The organism is Megasphaera elsdenii DSM 20460 (assembly GCF_003010495.1).
GTDB classification, from domain to species: Bacteria; Bacillota; Negativicutes; order Veillonellales; family Megasphaeraceae; genus Megasphaera; species Megasphaera elsdenii.
On the sequence record NZ_CP027570.1, the window covers coordinates 1878595 to 1896608 of the forward strand.

The window sequence follows — 18014 nt, forward strand, 5'->3', positions numbered from 1 at the left end:
AGAACCACTTAGAAAGGGGTCTTTCTGTATGTCATCTAAATTGGGTACGTTATGTATTGTCCTAACGGCCATAGCCTTTGGTACGATGGAAATCTCCTTGAAGATTGCCGGGACGGCGTTCACGCCTTTCCAGCTGACCTTTCTCAGGTTCCTCGTCGGCGGGCTGTTGCTCATGCCGCTGGCTATCCGCGATGTGAAGAAGCGCAGCATCCACCTCGATCGTTCCGATTGGGGGTATTTGGCTGTCCTCGGGCTGATCAACATCTGTTTCAGCATGATCTTCTTCCAGATCGGGGTCAACATGGCCAATGCCGGCCTGGCAGCCATTGTCTTCTCCAGTAATCCGATTTTTGTCATGATTTTCTCGTATTTCATTATTCACGAAGCCTTTACCCGCAAGAAGGCCATTACCCTGGTCTTGAGCCTTATCGGCCTGGTCATCGTCGCTAATCCCATGGCTATTATCCGCAGCGGCAATATCGGCTTGCTCGTATCACTGGCAGCTGCCGTTTCCTTTGCCCTTTACACGACGCTGGGGAAACTGCGTATTGAAAAACTGGGCGGCAATGTAGAAAATGCCTTCAGCTTTCTTATCGGCTGCGTCTTTCTGCTTTTCCTCCTCTTGTTCCACGGCGATCCCATTGTGGCCGGTATTGATTCTCATACCGTGTGGTCCCTTATTTACTGTTCCTTAGTCGTCACGGGCTTCGGCTATCTGTGTTTCATGAAGGCCGTCGAACTGACAGGTCCGTCCAATGCGTCCTTTGCCTTCTTCATTAAGCCGATTATCGCCTTGATCTTGTCGGCCATCATCTTGTCGGAACCGATTACGGTCAATGCCGTCGTCGGCTTGGCGCTGATCCTTCTGGGCTGCACCATGGCAGGGCCGATTGAACACTTGCTCTTCCGCCACCATGCTATCGGCGAAATCGAAGGCCGCGAAAACCATCCGGCTTGGATCAAGGAAGATACAGAAAGCCCCTTGGTCATTACGATTTCCCGTGAATACGGCAGCGGCGGCCGCAATATTGGCAAGCTCGTCGCCCGTCAGCTCGGTATCCCGTATTACGATACGGAAATCCTCAATTTGACCCGCAAAGAGCATCCTCAGACCTTCGCTGCTTGGTGCAAAGACCGCAAGCGTCTCCTCGGGCCCTTGCTGACCAAGGTCTATGATGATTACATCCACTATGCATCGGGCTATGAATCGAAGCAGCAGGAAATGTTCCGCGATGAAGCGGAAGTCATCCAGGGCCTGACGGCTGGGAAATCCTGCGTCATCGTTGGCCGCCTGGCCAACTACATCCTGCGCAAACGGCCGAATACGTTCAACGTCTTCATTTCGTCCGACCCGGACTGGGCCATCCAGCGCATCATGCTCCGGGAACACGTCGATGCCGACAAGGCGCGGAAAATCCGCAACCACGTCAATCACGAACGGCGCGACCACTGCATGTACTGCACCGACTCCTATTGGGGCTATGGCGCCAACTACGACTTGAGCCTCAAGTCCAGTGACTACGGCGTCGTCAAGACCGCCGACCTCATCTTGCAGGCCGCTCAGCACCGCCTGACCATCTCCAAAGAGGACATCAACCCCGCAGCCGACCACAACGCCATCTCCACACCGGCGGCAGCGGCCGAATCGTGAGTTTGTAGTAGGGGCTGTCGCACGAAGGTTTTTTCCATCATGCATGGCCCTTTTCTTAAATGCTTGAGGTTTGATGTATGATGTTTGAGGCAATGACTTTTAAAGTTTGTCCCATCCACATCAAACATCAAACTTCAAACTCCAAAAAGCGCTGTCTTTATACGACAGCGCTTTTTTTATACTTCAAATTTAAACAAATCTTAAATTTTCTCAAAATTAACAAATAATGGCAAGGAGCGATAGATTTAGTCTTTATTTTGAGAATAGAAAGTGATAAAATAAGAGATGACTTATTGATAGTGATTATTCCTGAGAATGTGTTGTGATAGCTATGGAGAAACGATGGCAATTCGGCCGTCCGGACAGCGGGCTCATACAGGCTTTGACCGAACAATTACATATCTCTCCGGTCTTAGCACAGGTACTGGCCAATCGCGGCATTGCCGATGCCGGCGAAGCCAGTCATTTTCTTCATGATACCCTGGCCGATATGGCTGACCCTTTTTTGATGAAGGGCATGGACGCGGCCGTGCAGCGGCTGGAACAGGCCATAACCGAAAACCAGCGCATCGTCATCTATGGGGACTATGACGTCGACGGCATTACGTCGACGTCTCTTGTTTATTCCGTCCTCCGCGACCTGGGTGCGTCGCCGCAGTTCTATATCCCTGAGAGGGAGAGCGAAGGCTACGGCCTTAACGAAGGGGCCTTGGACCAGCTGAGCCGGCAGGCGGATCTGCTCATCACCGTCGACTGCGGCATTTCGTCATACGACCTGGTCCGGCAGTTCTCACCGGTCCTGGATATGATTATTACGGATCATCACGAGCCGCCGGACCTGATTCCGCCGGCCCTGGCCGTCCTCAATCCCAAGCAGGACGGCTGCCCTTATCCCTTCAAGGAGCTGGCCGGAGCCGGCGTGGCCTACGTCCTCTGCCGGGCCTTGTGGCAGCATCACTGCCAGGAGGACCTGCCGGGCTATGCTGACCTGGCCGCCTTGGGGACCATTGCCGATCTGGTCCCGCTGACCGGGGAGAACCGCATCCTCGTCCGCCATGGCCTGACGGCTATGAAAGAAGGGAAGCGGATAGGCATCAAAGCTCTCCTCGACGCGTCGAATCTGAGCGGCAGGGACATCACGGCCGGCCGCATCGCCTTTACGGCAGCGCCGCGTCTCAATGCGGCTGGCCGTATCAGCCATGCCACGAAAGGCGTCGAACTGCTCCTGGAGACCGATGCGGCTAAGGCTGCGGCCGATGCGGCCGAACTGAGCCATCTCAACACAGAGCGCCAGGACATCGAGCACACCATTGCCCAGGAAGCCATCGCTCAGATCGAAGGGCAGGGGAGGGGACGCGACGGCGTCCTCATCGCCTATCACCAGGGCTGGCACGTCGGCGTCATCGGCATTGCCGCATCGCGCCTGGTGGAAACGTACTACCGGCCATCCCTGGTCATCACCGTCCGCGACGGCATCGGCAAGGGCTCGTGCCGCAGCATCAGCGGTTTCAATATGTACGAAGCCCTGCAGTATGCCCAGGACCTGCTCATCCAGTTCGGCGGCCACACCATGGCAGCAGGCTTTTCCGTCAAGGCCGAGAATATCGAGGCCCTGCGCCAGCGCCTGCTCGATTATGCCGCAGCCCACATGACGGCGGCTGATTACATCCCCTTGGTCCACATCGACAAGGAACTGGAACCGGCGGAGGTGACGCTGGACCTCATTGCCGAACTGGCCCGCCTGGAACCGTATGGCATGGGCAACAGCCGGCCCGTCTTTTCCCTGACCGGGGCGGTGGTAGAAGAAATCCGGCCCATCGGCCGGGAAAAGCAGCACGTCCGCCTCGTCGCCCGCGGAGCCGACAGGACGCGCCTTTCCGGCGTGGCCTGGTCCCAGGCCGGCCTGTGTGACGCCATCGTCGAAGGCGATGTCATCGACGTGGCCTTCCAGCTCGAACGGAACGACTTCAATGGCCTGTCGTCGCCGCAGCTGGTCATCCAGGACGTCCACCTGCCCCATCGCCATATCGTCCTCAATCGGGCGGTCATGGTCGATATCTACATGGCCCTCAAGAAGTGCATCCCCGACTGGGGCATGCCGGTCTGGCAGGTCCGCCGCCGTCTGGCTGCGGCCCAGGGGGACTGCTACGACGTCCACACCATTTATGCTGCCATCGTCGTCCTGCGGGAAATCGGCGTCCTCAAAGTGCGCCATGATGACGACGGCCCAGCTTATTATTTTCCTATCCTTGCGGGGAAAATGGATCTCCATGCGTCGCCGACGTATGAATTGTACTGCAAGGAGTAAGGAGGTCTTCATATTATGGAATTTAAAGATAAAGATGTCGAATTTAAACACCTCATCGATACGATACATTCGTATTTGCCTAAGGCCAAATGCGATGATGTGACCAAAGCCTACCAGCTGGCCGAAGAGGCCCATAAGGACCAGCGCCGCGTCAGCGGGGAGCCGTATATCCTGCATCCCCTGGCGGTGGCACAGATACTGGCAGATATGAAAATAGACACGACGACCATTACGGCGTCGCTCCTCCACGATGTCGTCGAAGATACGTCGTATACCCTGGACGACCTCAAGAAGATGTTCGGCAAGGAAGTGGCCTTCCTCGTCGACGGCGTCACCAAATTGAGCCGTCTCAATTACCGTACCAAAGAAGATCAGCAGCTCAACAGCATGCGCAAGATGTTCCTGGCCATGGCCAAGGACGTGCGCGTCGTCGTCATCAAGCTCGCCGACCGCCTGCACAACATGCGGACCCTGCGCTACATGCGCAGCGACAAGCAGAAGCGCATCGCCCAGGAAACGCTGGAAATCTTTGCGCCCCTGGCCCACCGCTTGGGGATCTTCAATATCAAATGGGAACTGGAAGATCTGTCCTTCCGCTATCTCGAACCGGATAAATACTATGACCTCGTCGACCAGATGAAGCAGAAGCGCCACGTCCGCGAAGAAATCGTCAACGAAGCCATCGACGTCCTCAAGAAGGCCCTCGACGAAGCCCATATCCATTGCGAAATCAACGGCCGGCCCAAGCATTTTTACAGCATTTATAAGAAGATGAAGAAAGATAACCGCGACTTGAGCCAGGTCTATGACCTTTTCGCCATCCGCGTCATCGTCGACGACGTCAAGGACTGTTACGGCGTCCTGGGCATCGTCCACAGCCTGTGGAAGCCCTTGCCGTACCGCTTCAAGGACTACATCGCCATGCCCAAGCCCAATAACTATCAGTCCCTGCACACGACGGTCATCGGGACGCGGGGGCAGCCCGTCGAGATCCAGATCCGCACCTGGGAAATGCACCGCATCGCCGAATACGGCGTCGCCGCCCACTGGCGGTATAAAGAAGGCAACCAGACGGCCAATAAGGACGCTTTCGATGAAAAGATGGGCTGGCTGCGCAACCTCCTGGAATGGCAGGATACGAGCAATCCCAAGGAATTTGTCAATGCCCTCAAGCTCGATGCTTTTTCCGACGAAGTCTTCGTTTTTTCGCCGCGGGGCGATGTCATCGACCTGCCCCAGGGGGCTATTCCCATCGACTTCGCCTACCGCATCCATACCGACGTCGGCCACCGCTGCGTCGGCGCCAAGATCAACGGCAAGATCGTCCCCTTGGATTATAAATTGAAGAACGGCGACATCGTCGAAATCATTACGTCCAAAGTGGGCAAGCCCAGCCTGGACTGGCTGAACATCGTCGGCAGCTCCGAAAGCCGCTCGAAGATCCGCAGCTGGTTCAAGAAGGAAAACCGCGAAGAAAACATCGCCAAAGGCCTGGATGCGCTGGAACGGGAATGTAAGCGCCTGGGCCATGACTGGAAAGCCCTCAACGTCGGCGGCCGCCTGGGCCGCGTGGCCAAGCAGATGAATGCCGGCTCCGAAGACGACCTGGTCGCCGCTGTCGGTTACGGCGGCTTTGCCGTCAATACGGTCCTCATCAAGCTCCTGGAACTGCACAAGAAAGACCTGCAGAAGCAGGAAGAAAAGACCAACAGCCTGGCAGCCCTGGAAAAACTCAAGACCAAGAAGCCTGTCAAGCACAACGGCACGGGCATCCTGGTCAAAGGCGAACCGGGCCTCTTGGTCCGCCTGGCCAAGTGCTGCAGTCCTGTACCGGGCGACCCCATCATCGGCTTCATCACCCGCGGCCGCGGCGTCTCCGTCCATCGCGCCGACTGCCCGAATGTCACCCACGGCCAGAATGACGTAGACCGCCTCATCGACGTCGAATGGGATTACGACGGCAACGAACGCTTTGAAGTGAACATGGAAATCGTCGCCTACGACCGCACGGGCATCATGGCCGAAATCATGGCCACCCTGGCGGAAATGAAGATTTCCATCCTCAGCGTCAACGCCAAGACCAGCGATACCAAGAACGTCACCATCCACATGGGCATCAGCATCAAGGACCTGGCCCAGTTCGAATTTGTCGCCACCAAGATACGCCGCCTGAAGGATGTCTATGCCGTCGAACGCTATACGGGAGGGAGCCAGGCATGAGAGCTGTCGTACAAAAGACCTTGAAGTCCTCTGTGACGTCGGACGGCGTCTTGGCAGGGCAGGCCGGCAGCGGCCTGACGGTCCTCCTGGGCGTGTCCGTCAAGGATACAGACGATGACGTCCGCTACCTGGCCGATAAGATCGTCCACTTGCGGATCTTTGAAGATGACCAGGGGAAACTCAATCACTCCCTCCTCGATGAAGGCGGGGAGATGCTGGTCATTTCGCAATTCACCTTGTACGGCGATGCCCGCCACGGCCGCCGTCCCAGTTATATCGAAGCGGCCAGGCCTGAACAGGCTGAAGCCCTGTACAATCAGTTCGTCGACGCTGTCCGCGCCTTCGGGGTACCCGTGGCGACAGGCCGTTTCCGGACCCACATGGTCGTATCCCTGGAGAACGACGGGCCCGTGACCATCCTCTTGGACAGCCAGAAAACCTTTTAAGGGGGAAATGTGTATATGAGCATGAAATATATCAATATGGAACTCGGTCCTATCATGACCAATTGTTATATCGTCTACGATACGGATACGAAAGACGCCATGGTCGTCGACCCGGCCTGGGACTATCCGGCCATCGACAAGGCCCTGACCAGCCATGGCCTGACGCTGCGGTTCATCTTCCTGACTCACGGCCATGCCGACCATATCGGCGCCCTGCAGGAACTGCGCCAGCGCAAGAATGTACCGGTCTACGTCGGCGCCGGCGATGCCGACCTCATTTCCAATTCGCACAACAACCTGTCCCTGTTCATGGGCCAGGCCATCGAATGTACGTCGGCCGACCACCTGGTCAAGGACGGCGATGAACTGACCCTGGGGAACCTGCACTTCACGGTCCTGGAAACGCCGGGCCACACGCCGGGCGGCCTCAGCCTGTACGGCGAAGGCGTCGTCTTTTCCGGCGACACACTGTTCCGCTATTCCGTCGGCCGTACTGACCTCTACGGCGGTTCGTCGAAGACCTTGCTCCACAGCCTGGAAACGAAGCTCATGACCTTGCCCGACAATACGCTGGTCCTGCCCGGCCATGGCCCGGCCACGTCCATCGGTGACGAACGGCGGGGCAATCCCTTCCTGGACGGAGGCTGGTAAACCATGACTGCCTATAAGGGAGCGGAATTTTGGATGCGCGTCACCCTGGCCGTCCTGGCCGGGGCCTTGTTCCTGACGGTCCACGCCGTCTACTGGCCCGTCGTCATCTCCCTGATCCTGACATTCATCCTCATGCCGATACGCGATGGCGTCATCAAGGGACTGCGCCGCCTTACGGGACGCCAGGTACCCATCGATATAGCCATCCTCATTTCCTTCGTCATCCTCATCGTCATCGTGACGGTCATTACCAACAGCATCGTCAAACCGCTGGTCGTCCAGGTCAATTTACTGGCAGCCAACTTCAACGATTTGGTCAGCCAGACGGCGGCTCTGGTGACGCAGCTTGAAAATGAGCAGACCCAGTTCTATATTCCCGACCAGGTCAAGAAGATCATCAACGACGCCTTCGTCAAAGTCGGCAATTACGGCATCGACGGCATTACCAACCTCATCCAGTCGGTCTTTGCCATTGCCGGGACAGTCGTCGAATTTTTCGTCGTACCGATCATTACCTTTTATTTCATGAAAGACGGCGGCCATATGGTCAGGATTTTCGTCGACATCTTCCCCGAAAGTTACCGCAGCCACCTGGCCGGGCTCTTCCAGGAAATACAGCACGTCCTGAGCCGTTACATCCGCGGCCAGATCCTCATGAGCTGTATCATTGCGACGCTGACCTTCCTCGGCATGTGGGCTATGGGCGTACCTTATCCCATGGTCATCGGACTTTTGGCGGCCATTACCGAATGGATCCCCATCGTCGGGCCTATCGTCGGCGCCGTGCCGGCCATCCTGCTCAGTGCGACAGTCAGCCTGTCCCTGCCGATCAAAGTCATCATCTTCTATATCGTCATCCAGCAGATCGACAGCCACCTCATCATGCCTCAGGTCATGGGGGCCGTCATCAGCCTGCATCCGGTCGTCATCGTCATCGCCCTGCTCATCGGCGGGACCCTCTTTGGCGTAGCCGGCATGATCCTTACTGTCCCGGTGACGGCAGTGCTACAGATTCTGTGTAAACATTTATGGTTCTACAATACATATAAAGAAAAGGCGATGAAGCACAATGGAAACAACGAAAACAGAAACCAATAAAAAAGAAATCATGGAAACCATGATGAAGCGCATGAAAGAAAAGATCAAGTTCAAGAAGTGCAAGATGACTTCCCAGCGTCAGATCATCCTGCGGGCCTTCGTCGAAAGCCCGATCCGCCACATGAGCGCCGAAGAAGTCTTCGAACTCGTCAAGAAGACGGCGCCCGACATCGGCCTGGCTACGGTCTACCGGACGCTGGACCTGTTCACCCAGATGGACCTCTTGAAGAAACTCGACTTCGACGACGGCTGCAGCCGCTACGAATTGAATGACCGCGACAATGAAGGCCATTTCCATCATCACCTCATCTGCCTGGGCTGCGGCAAGGTCTGGGAATGTGAAGACGACCTCCTGGAAACACTGGAAACGATCCTGGAAAAACGCCTCCACTTCCACACCGTCGACCATCAGCTGAAAGTCTATGGCTACTGTGAAGACTGCCAGAAGAAGCGGGCAGAAGAAGCGGCCAAGGAAGCAGCTGCGAAAGAAGCGGAATAACATGTCTGTCCAGACCTATACCTATGACGGGCCCGAGGGGCTCCACGCCCTGGTCGGCCAGGTCATGGCGTCGCTGGGCTATGTCGGCGGCCGGGAAATCCGCGACGTCGGGGCGGCCGTTACCGTCCGCGATGACGGCGGCCACCTCTATCTGAGCTGTACCTTCCAGGATGGCGGGGAACCCTGGTTCTCTGAAGCCCGCCTCTTGCCAGGGGTCCGGGCACGGGACGCCCTCAAGGACTGCCTCATCCACTGGCACAACCGCTTTTCCGGCCATGGCCCGGGTCCGTGGGGGACGCTCATCGGCGTGCGGCCGACGAAGCTGGTCCACCACCTGTTCGACCAGGGCTTTACTGACGACCAGGCCGAAAAAGCCTTGCAGACGTCGTATCACGTCGCGCCGGCTACGGCCCGGGACCTGGTGGCCATGGCCCGCCTGCAGCGGCCTTACGTGACCTGTCGGGGGCGGAAATTGGCCTTATACGTCGGCATCCCTTACTGCCCCAGCCACTGCCTGTACTGTTCCTTCCCGTCGCGCCTCATCGGCAGGGAAGGGGAGGCAGCGCTTACGGCTTTCCGCGATGCCGTCCTGGCCGATCTCGACGACCTGGCCGACTTGTGCCGGACCTATGACCTGGAAGTGACGTCGCTCTATGTCGGCGGCGGGACGCCGACGTGCCTGCCCCTGCCGGTCCTGGAAGCGATGATGACGCGGCTGGCCCGGAATTTCCCGGAAGCCCGCGAATGGACGGTCGAAGCGGGCCGTCCTGATACGGCGACGCCGGACATGCTGGCCATGCTCCGCAAGGCCGGCGTCGACCGCATCAGCGTCAATCCCCAGACCCTGCAGCAGCACCTCCTCGATGCCCTGGGCCGGCGCCATAGCGTCGAAGCGATTTACACCATGTATGAAAACTGCCGGAAGCTGGGATTTTCCGTCATCAATATGGACTTCATCGCCGGCCTTCCCGGGCAAACCGTGGCGGATATGCAGGAAAATATGGAAATTGTTTGCAAACTGCACCCGGAAAATGTTACAATTCATACGTTAGCATTAAAAAAACGGGCTCCTTTGTTCCATCATGAATTGCGGGCTTCTATTCCGCCTGCCGAAGAAACGGGCCGCATGGTCCGCCTCTGTCAGTCCATCCTGACCGGCAGCGGCTATGTGCCCTATTATATGTACCGTCAGAAGTACATGGCAGCCAGCTTCGCCAATATCGGCTACGCCCTGCCGGGCAGCGTCAGTGCCTATAATATTGAAATGATGGAAGAGCGGCAGTCCGTCCTGGCAGCCGGACCGGGCGGGGCGACGAAGTTCCTCTGCCGCGACGGCCACACCTTGGAAAAGGTGTATATGCCGAAAGATGTCGATGCATATGTGCAGGCGCTGGCTGAGAAAATGGCCCAGCGCCGCCGTTTGTGTGCTATCATATACGGAAAAGAGGATGTTTAAATGGCAATTACTGCACCGAGAGGCACGCAGGATTTCCTGCCGGAACAGACGGCAGAGTGGCAGCTGCTGGAAGCCAAGATCCGCCAGATCTGCTCGCTCTATGGTTTCGGCGAAATCCGCACGCCTATGTTTGAAAGTACTGAATTATTTTTACGCGGCATCGGGGAAACGACAGACGTCGTCACCAAGGAAATGTATACCTTTGAAGACCGCGGCGGCCGCAGCATGACCCTGCGCCCGGAAAATACGGCTTCCGTCGTCCGGGCCTTCCTGGAACATAAGCTCTACGGCGACCCGCAGGTCCACAAGTTTTACTACATGGGGCCCATGTTCCGTCATGACCGTCCCCAGGCCGGCCGCTATCGCCAGTTCACCCAGTTCGGCGTCGAAGAAATCGGCTCCAAGGACCCGGCTGTCGATGCCGAAATCATCGCCATGGCCTTCCAGCTCTTCCGGGAACTGGGCCTGAACGATCTGGTCCTGCACCTCAACTCTGTCGGCTGCCCGAAATGCCGTCCTGTCTATCGCCAGAAGCTCCTCGATTTCTTTGCCGATAAACGGGATCAGCTCTGCGACGACTGCAACGAACGGCTGGAAAAGAATCCGCTCCGCGTCCTCGACTGCAAAGAAGACGGCGAAAAAATGATGCAGATGGGCGTACCCTTGATTACAGATAATCTCTGCGACGATTGCAAGGAACATTTCCACAAAGTCCAGGAATATCTGACAGCCATCGGTATTCCCTTTACCCTCGACCCGCGCCTGGTCCGCGGCCTCGACTATTATACCAATACGGCCTTTGAAATCATGTACGCTCCCTTGGGCGCACAGAGCACGGTCTGCGGCGGCGGCCGCTACGACGGCCTCATCGAAGAAGTCGGCGGTCCGTCGACACCGGGCATCGGCTTTGCTATCGGCATGGAACGGCTGCTCCTGACCTTGAAGGAACAGGGCCTCTTGCCGCCGGTCGAAAAGAAACAGCCCGTCTTCATCGTCGCCCTCGGCGATGCTGCCAAGACCAAGGCCTTCGAACTGCAGCAGCAGCTCCGCGAAAAGGGCCTCTATGCTGAAATCGACCTCTTAGGCCGCAGCATGAAGGGCCAGATGAAATCGGCCAATAAGCTCCATGCCGATTACACGGTCATCATCGGCGAAGATGAATTAGCCGCCGGTGAAGCCCAGGTCCGCAATATGGCCAGCAAAGAACAAGTCAGCGTTCCCCTTGATGGGATTGTTGCATATATGGAAACACACAAGAAGGGATGATTTACGAATGGATACAATGGAAGGTTTACACCGCTCCCAATACTGCGCTGAAGTAAGTGAAGCGGACAACGGCAAAGAAGTCGTCTTGACCGGTTGGGTAGAACGCCGCCGCGACCACGGCGGACTGATCTTCATCGATCTCCGCGACCGTACGGGCATCGTACAGGTCGTCGCTTCGCCGGATTATGAAAAGGTTTCTTTCGATAAAGCAGAACAGGTACGTACAGAATACGTCCTGGCTGTACGCGGTATCGTCCGCATGCGTGATAAAGATACGATCAACCCCAAGATGAAGACGGGCACTATCGAAATCCGCTGCGAAGAACTGCGCATCCTCAATTCGTCCAAGACACCGCCGTTCTACATTGAAGACAACATCGACGTCGACGAAAAGATACGCCTGAAATACCGTTACCTCGACTTGCGTCGTCCGGAAATGCAGAAGAACCTCATTATGCGCCATAAAGTAAAACATGCCATGCGGACGTTCCTCAACGAACACGGTTTCATCGACATCGAAACGCCGGAACTCTGCAAGAGCACGCCAGAAGGCGCTCGTGACTACCTCGTACCGAGCCGTGTCAACGAAGGCAAATTCTATGCGCTGCCGCAGTCGCCGCAGATTTTTAAACAGCTGCTCATGATTTCCGGTATGGACCGCTACTACCAGATCGCCCGCTGCTTCCGCGATGAAGACTTGCGCGCCGACCGCCAGCCGGAATTTACTCAGCTCGACATGGAAATGTCCTTCATGGACCAGGAAGAAATCCTGACCCTCGTCGAACAGATGGTACACTACATCTTCAAAGAAACGTTGGGCCACGACGTCCAGCTCCCGATCCACCGCATGACCTGGGACTACGCCATGGCAAACTACGGCTCTGATAAGCCGGACCTGCGCTTCGACATGAAGTTCACCGACATTACAGAACTTGTCAAGGATACGGACTTCAAAGTCTTCCGCAACGTCATCGATAACGGTGGTCAGGTCAAAGCCATCAACGTCAAAGGTGACGCTGATATTCCCCGCCGCGAACTGGACGGCCTCGTCGAATACGTCAGCCACTACGGCGCAAAAGGCCTGGCCTGGATCGGCTTCCTCGAAGACGGCACGCTTAAATCGCAGATCAAGAAGTTCTTTGGTGAAGATAAGCTCCGCGAAATCGGTAAGGCCTGCGGCGCTGAAAAAGGCGACTTGGTCCTCATGATCGCCGATAAACCGAAAATCGTCGCAGCCGCTCTGGGCGAACTGCGTAAAGAAATGGCCCGCCGCATGAATCTCATCGACGAAAACGAATTCGCCTTTACGTGGGTCGTCGACTTCCCCATGTTCGAATACAGCGAAGAAGAACACCGCTATGTTGCTATGCACCATCCGTTCACAGCTATGCGCGATGAAGACCTGGACAAACTGGAAACAGACCCGGCTCACGTCTATGCCAAGGCCTATGACCTGGTCCTCAACGGCATCGAACTCGGCGGCGGCTCCCTCCGTATCTACCAGCCGGACGTACAGCAGCGCGTCTTCAAGGCCATCGGCCTGACACCGGAAGAAGCAGAACAGAAATTCGGCTTCCTCCTCCGTGCCTTCGAATACGGTGCACCGCCCCACGGTGGCCTGGCCTTCGGCCTGGACCGCATGATCATGCTCATGCTCAAACGCAAGTCCATCCGCGACGTCATCGCTTTCCCGAAGACCCAGAACGCTATCGACCCCATGAGCGAAGCTCCGTCGACAGTTACCAAAAAACAGCTGCATGAACTCCACATCCAAGTAGAAGAAGACTTGGTAAGTAAATAACGAGATGAAAAAAAGCTTGTCGTATAACGGCAAGCTTTTTTTCGTGGCTCGTGGTTCGTGATTCGTGGCTTGTGGTTCGTGGCTCGTGATTCGTGGCTCGTGGTTCGTGGCTCGTGATTCGTGGCTCGTGGCTCGTGGTTCGTGATTCGTGGCTTGTGGTTCGTGGCTCGTGATTCGTGGCTCGTGGTTCGTGGCTCGTGATTCGTGGCTCGTGGCTCGTGGCTCGTGATTCGTGGCTCGTGGCTCGTGGTTCGTGGCTCGTGATTCGTGGCTCGTGGCTCGTGGTTCGTGGCTCGTGGTTCGTGGCTCGTGGTTCGTGGCTCGTGGTTCGTGGTTCGTAGGGGCCGTCCCAAAGGGCGGCCCGCTGTGATATTTGACCACAGCCCGTTCTGGTATTATGGTGAGCCTTTCTTCGGACTCCGATGCAGCTTCGCCGCGACAGACTCATGATTGTATTACGACCAAGTGTTGTCCGTCATAAATTCCGGTTGTGTACAGGATTCAGGCGGGACGCCTTGACAGGACGTCCCCTACGGTATCGCAGACAGGCGATGAAAAAATGAACGCTGGCCGTAAATGGCAGCTCGCAAAAATATACGGCCTGTGGTCATGTGAGTAAGGGTCCGTCCTGATAAGGAAGCCCGTGTGTGGGAATCCCGTAAATCGCTTCGTGGCTAGCAATCAGCCGTCAGCCGCGGTCCCATGGACCGCTTTCGTAGGGGCCGTCCCAAAGGGCGGCCCGCTGTGATATTTGACCACAACCCGTTCTGGTATTATGGTAAGCCTTTCAGGTGCTACTATGCGGACGCGATTGGTTTACGAGCCACGAACCACTAACACACATATTGACAAATGTCAATGTGTGCGTTATACTCTAACCATAGATTGATAAACTTCGATATGAAAGGAGGCATCGTGATGGACGAAAGGGAAGCAGTCCGCGTTTTTAAAGCCTTGGGCGATGAAAAACGCCTGCGCATTTTGTCGCTCCTGCGGCAAGGGGAACGGTGTGCCTGTGTACTCTTGGAACACTTGAACTTGTCCCAGCCGACGCTGTCCCATCACATGAAGATTCTTTGCGAGGCCCGGCTGGTCACAGGCCGCAAAGAAGGGAAGTGGGTCTATTATTCCCTCAATACGGCGCAAGCCCCGGTCCTGGAACAGGCCGTACACGACTTATTTCAACTCAGTGCCGTGCCGGCAGAGGACGAAGCCTGCCATTGCCAGTAAGGCAGGTTTCTTTTTTAGCTAATACATTGATAAATGTAAATATATGAATTTTTTAGGAAGTCTTTTATGATGAAACATATGGAAATCTTTGAACAAGCAATGTGCTGCCCGACCGGTCTCTGCGGTCCTTCTATCGACCCGGAACTCTTGCGCGTATCGACCGTTTTGGACACGCTCAAACAGCATGGCATCGACGTCGGCCGCTATAACTTGACCAGTGCGCCTTTGAAATTCGTCCAGACGAAGGCCGTTACGGACTTCCTCCAGCACCACGGCCCGGAAGACCTGCCCCTCATCCTCGTCGACGGCGCCGTCCAGTTTGCCGGCCGCTATCCGACGAATGATGAATTTGCCAGCCTCATCGGCTTCGACCCGGCCATCCTCGAAGCAGCCCAGGCTGCTGGGGAAAGCTGCTGCTGCGGCGATAGCGCCGAAGAAACGGCTTCCTGCTGCTGCAGCGATGCACCGGCTGAAAGTGAAGCTTCTTCCTGTTGTTGTGGCGATGCACCGGCAGAACCGGAAAGCTCGTCGTGCTGCTGCGGAGGTGACTGCAAGTGATCCTCTATGATCCCTTTCGCGTCGTCCAGACGAAATACCTCTTCCTGACCGGCAAGGGCGGCGTCGGCAAGACGTCTGTCGCCTGTGCTACGGCTGTCGCTCTGGCCGATGCCGGGAAGAAGGTCCTGCTCATCAGTACCGACCCGGCGTCGAACCTGCAAGACGTCTTTTCTATGGAACTGACTAACAAGGCTACGGCCATTGACGCCGTGCCTAATCTGGCTGTGGCCAATCTGGATCCGGTCCAGGCCGCTGCCGAATATAGGGAAAGCGTCATCGGCCCTTATCGCGGCCTTTTGCCGGAAGCAGCCCTGCGCAACATGGAAGAACAGCTGTCCGGCTCTTGTACTGTAGAAATCGCCGCCTTCAATGAGTTCACCAATTTCCTCACCGACGAAACCGTCGCCCGCGATTACGACCACATCCTTTTCGATACGGCGCCGACAGGCCACACCCTGCGCATGCTGCAGCTGCCGTCGGCGTGGAGCCAGTTCATCCAGAAGAGCAAACACGGCGCGTCCTGCCTGGGCCAGCTGTCGGGGCTGGAATCGCGGAAAGAACTGTACAAGCAGGCCGTCCAGACCCTGGCCGACGGGGCTCAGACGACGATGCTCCTCGTCGCCCGTCCCGATAGCCTGCCCCTGAAAGAAGCGGCGCGGGCGTCGAAGGAACTGGCCGCCCTGGGCATTGCCAACCAGCAGCTCATCATCAACGGCCTCCTGCCTTCCTACGATGACGATGCGACCAAGACCTTATATGAAAAGCAGCAGGCTGCCTTGCAGGCCATGCCTGGGGCTATTTCCGATTTACCGCGTTTCCAGATTCCCTTGCGGACGTACAATATCACCGGCTTGGACCACGTCCGGGCCCTGCTCAAAGGGGAAGTGAAGGAAGCGGCGACGGAACTGACGCTGGAATGGGTCCAGCCCCTGCAGGCCGTCATCGACGATTTGGAAAGCAGCCATCGCAAGGTCATCTTCACCATGGGCAAAGGCGGCGTCGGTAAGACGACTGTCGCCGCAGCCATCGCCTTGGGCCTGGCCCGCCGCGGCCATCGCGTCCACTTGACGACGACCGACCCGGCCGCCCATTTGCAGTATATCGTCAGCCAGACGGACAACCTGACCTTGAGCCATATCGACGAAGGGGAAGAGCTGAGAAAATACCAGGATGAAGTCCTGAACCAGGCCAAAGCCAACGGCCTGGGCCCGTCGGACCTGGCCTATATCGAAGAAGACCTGCGTTCGCCGTGCACCCAAGAAATTGCCGTCTTCCACGCCTTTGCCGATATCGTCGAAGCCGCCGACGACCAGATCGTCGTCATCGACACGGCGCCGACAGGCCATACGCTGCTGCTCCTGGAATCGACGGAAAGCTACGATAAGGAAATCCGCCGGACCCATGGCTCGACGCCGCCGTCGGTACAGCACTTGCTGCCGCGTCTGAAAGGGAAGGAAACGGAAGTCGTCATCGTCACCTTGCCCGAAGCGACGCCGGTATACGAAGCCCTGCGCCTGGAAGCGGACCTGAAGCGGACCAAGCTGCGCTCGAAGTGGTGGGTCATCAACAAGTCCTTTTATCAGGCCAAGACGACGAGCCCTTTGTTAAAGGCCAAAGCCTCGCATGAAATCCCTTGGATCAACAAAGTCGATGAACATACAAAAGGCCACACGGCCCTCATCGCCTGGCGCCCAGATGAAGTCCGCGGCGACGTCCTAGGGACGTTGTAGCTTGTATTTCAATTTATCTGTTTATAGGAGGTTCCTTATCATGGAACATGAATCACAGACCGGCATCAGTTTTTTTCAGCGCTATCTGACCCTTTGGGTTTTGTTATGCATGGTTGTCGGCGTAGCCATCGGGTATGCCCTTCCGGCTGTCCCGGCCTTTTTAGATACGTTACAGGTCATGGGGATTTCCATTCCCATTGCTATTTTGATTTGGGTCATGATTTACCCGATGATGATGAAAGTCGACTTTCAGAGCATCAAAGCCGTAGGACGCCAGCCTAAAGGCCTGTTCGTCACGTGGATTGCCAACTGGCTCATTAAGCCGTTTACCATGTATGCCATTGCCTGGTTCTTCCTTTTTGTCCTTTTCAGTTCCTGGATTCCGACAGATCTGGCTCGTCAATACTTAGCTGGAGCCGTACTGCTCGGTGCGGCTCCCTGCACGGCCATGGTTTTCGTCTGGAGTACCCTGGCCAATGGGAATCCGGCCTATACCGTCATCCAGGTTGCGACGAATGACTTGATCATCCTCATCGCTTTCGTACCTATCGTCAAGTTCCTCTTAGGCGTTTCACAAGTCACGGTGCCTTATAGTGTCCTCTTTGTCAGTATCTTTCTGTTCGTCGTCATTCCCTTGGCAGGCGGTATCCTGACTCGGATGACAGTAGTTAAGCGAAAAGGCCTCGATTATTTTGAACAGCACTTTGTCCACAAATTCGATTCGGCAACGACTTGGGGCCTGTTACTGACGCTGGTCATTATCTTCAGCTCTCAGGCCCAGGTCATCTTATCGAATCCGCTTCACATCGTGCTCATCGCCATTCCGCTGACAGTGCAGACTTTCCTCATCTTCTTCCTTGCCTACGGAGCCTGCCGGCTGCTGAAACTGCCCTTTGACATTGCCGCCCCGGCTGGCTTCATCGGTGCTTCTAACTTTTTTGAATTAGCCGTTGCCGTAGCCATCGCCCTGTTTGGTGTTACCAGCCCGGCAGCCCTGGCGACGACTGTCGGCGTCCTGACGGAAGTCCCGATTATGCTGACCCTGGTCCGTATCGCCTTAGCTACCAGAAACTAATTTATAGCTACGAACGGCCGCCCCA

14 protein-coding genes are annotated in these 18014 nt (G+C 56.4%); all 14 read left to right on the forward strand.

Going from position 1 to position 18014, the window contains the following annotated elements; genetic code table 11:
- Nucleotides 1-28: 28 nt before the first annotated feature.
- Complete coding sequence (locus C6362_RS08960; protein WP_014016981.1) at nt 29-1651, forward strand: EamA family transporter; 1623 nt, start codon at nt 29-31, stop codon at nt 1649-1651.
- A gap of 331 nt (nt 1652-1982) precedes the next feature.
- The gene (recJ, locus tag C6362_RS08965; RefSeq protein ID WP_041647315.1) at nt 1983-3959 is read left to right on the forward strand and encodes a single-stranded-DNA-specific exonuclease RecJ; all 1977 of its coding nucleotides are present in this window, start codon (nt 1983-1985) and stop codon (nt 3957-3959) included.
- A gap of 15 nt (nt 3960-3974) precedes the next feature.
- The gene (locus C6362_RS08970) at nt 3975-6179 is read left to right on the forward strand and encodes a RelA/SpoT family protein (protein WP_014016979.1); all 2205 of its coding nucleotides are present in this window, start codon (nt 3975-3977) and stop codon (nt 6177-6179) included.
- Nucleotides 6176-6625 carry a D-aminoacyl-tRNA deacylase gene (gene dtd / locus C6362_RS08975; RefSeq protein WP_014016978.1) on the forward strand — a complete coding sequence of 150 codons (450 nt, stop codon included), beginning with the start codon at nt 6176-6178 and terminating at the stop codon, nt 6623-6625. The genes C6362_RS08970 and dtd overlap by 4 nt, the downstream gene beginning before the upstream one ends.
- Nucleotides 6626-6640: 15 nt before the next feature.
- Entirely contained in the window at nt 6641-7276 is a 636-nt protein-coding gene (locus C6362_RS08980) for an MBL fold metallo-hydrolase (protein ID WP_014016977.1), read from the forward strand.
- A gap of 3 nt (nt 7277-7279) precedes the next feature.
- Nucleotides 7280-8374 (forward strand): AI-2E family transporter, encoded by a 1095-nt coding sequence (locus tag C6362_RS08985; protein ID WP_014016976.1) that lies wholly within the window; start codon nt 7280-7282, stop codon nt 8372-8374.
- The gene (locus C6362_RS08990; RefSeq protein ID WP_014016975.1) at nt 8346-8873 is read left to right on the forward strand and encodes a Fur family transcriptional regulator; all 528 of its coding nucleotides are present in this window, start codon (nt 8346-8348) and stop codon (nt 8871-8873) included. Before C6362_RS08985 ends, C6362_RS08990 begins: the two co-directional genes overlap by 29 nt.
- A gap of 1 nt (nt 8874) precedes the next feature.
- The gene (hemZ, locus tag C6362_RS08995) at nt 8875-10329 is read left to right on the forward strand and encodes a coproporphyrinogen dehydrogenase HemZ (RefSeq protein ID WP_014016974.1); all 1455 of its coding nucleotides are present in this window, start codon (nt 8875-8877) and stop codon (nt 10327-10329) included.
- On the forward strand, nt 10330-11595 hold the full coding sequence (hisS, locus tag C6362_RS09000) for a histidine--tRNA ligase (protein ID WP_014016973.1): 1266 nt from the start codon (nt 10330-10332) through the stop codon (nt 11593-11595).
- Between the two features lie 7 nt (nt 11596-11602).
- Nucleotides 11603-13396 (forward strand): aspartate--tRNA ligase, encoded by a 1794-nt coding sequence (aspS, locus tag C6362_RS09005; protein ID WP_014016972.1) that lies wholly within the window; start codon nt 11603-11605, stop codon nt 13394-13396.
- A 918-nt stretch (nt 13397-14314) separates the two neighbouring features.
- Nucleotides 14315-14626: an ArsR/SmtB family transcription factor gene (locus C6362_RS09010; protein WP_014016971.1), complete on the forward strand. Its 312-nt coding sequence runs from the start codon at nt 14315-14317 to the stop codon at nt 14624-14626.
- Between the two features lie 66 nt (nt 14627-14692).
- The gene (gene arsD / locus C6362_RS09015) at nt 14693-15184 is read left to right on the forward strand and encodes an arsenite efflux transporter metallochaperone ArsD (RefSeq protein ID WP_014016970.1); all 492 of its coding nucleotides are present in this window, start codon (nt 14693-14695) and stop codon (nt 15182-15184) included.
- Entirely contained in the window at nt 15181-16914 is a 1734-nt protein-coding gene (arsA, locus tag C6362_RS09020) for an arsenical pump-driving ATPase (protein WP_014016969.1), read from the forward strand. The genes arsD and arsA overlap by 4 nt, the downstream gene beginning before the upstream one ends.
- Nucleotides 16915-16954: 40 nt before the next feature.
- Nucleotides 16955-17989, forward strand: coding sequence for an ACR3 family arsenite efflux transporter (gene arsB / locus C6362_RS09025; protein ID WP_014016968.1), 1035 nt, complete (start codon nt 16955-16957; stop codon nt 17987-17989).
- The last annotated feature ends 25 nt before the right edge of the window (nt 17990-18014 follow it).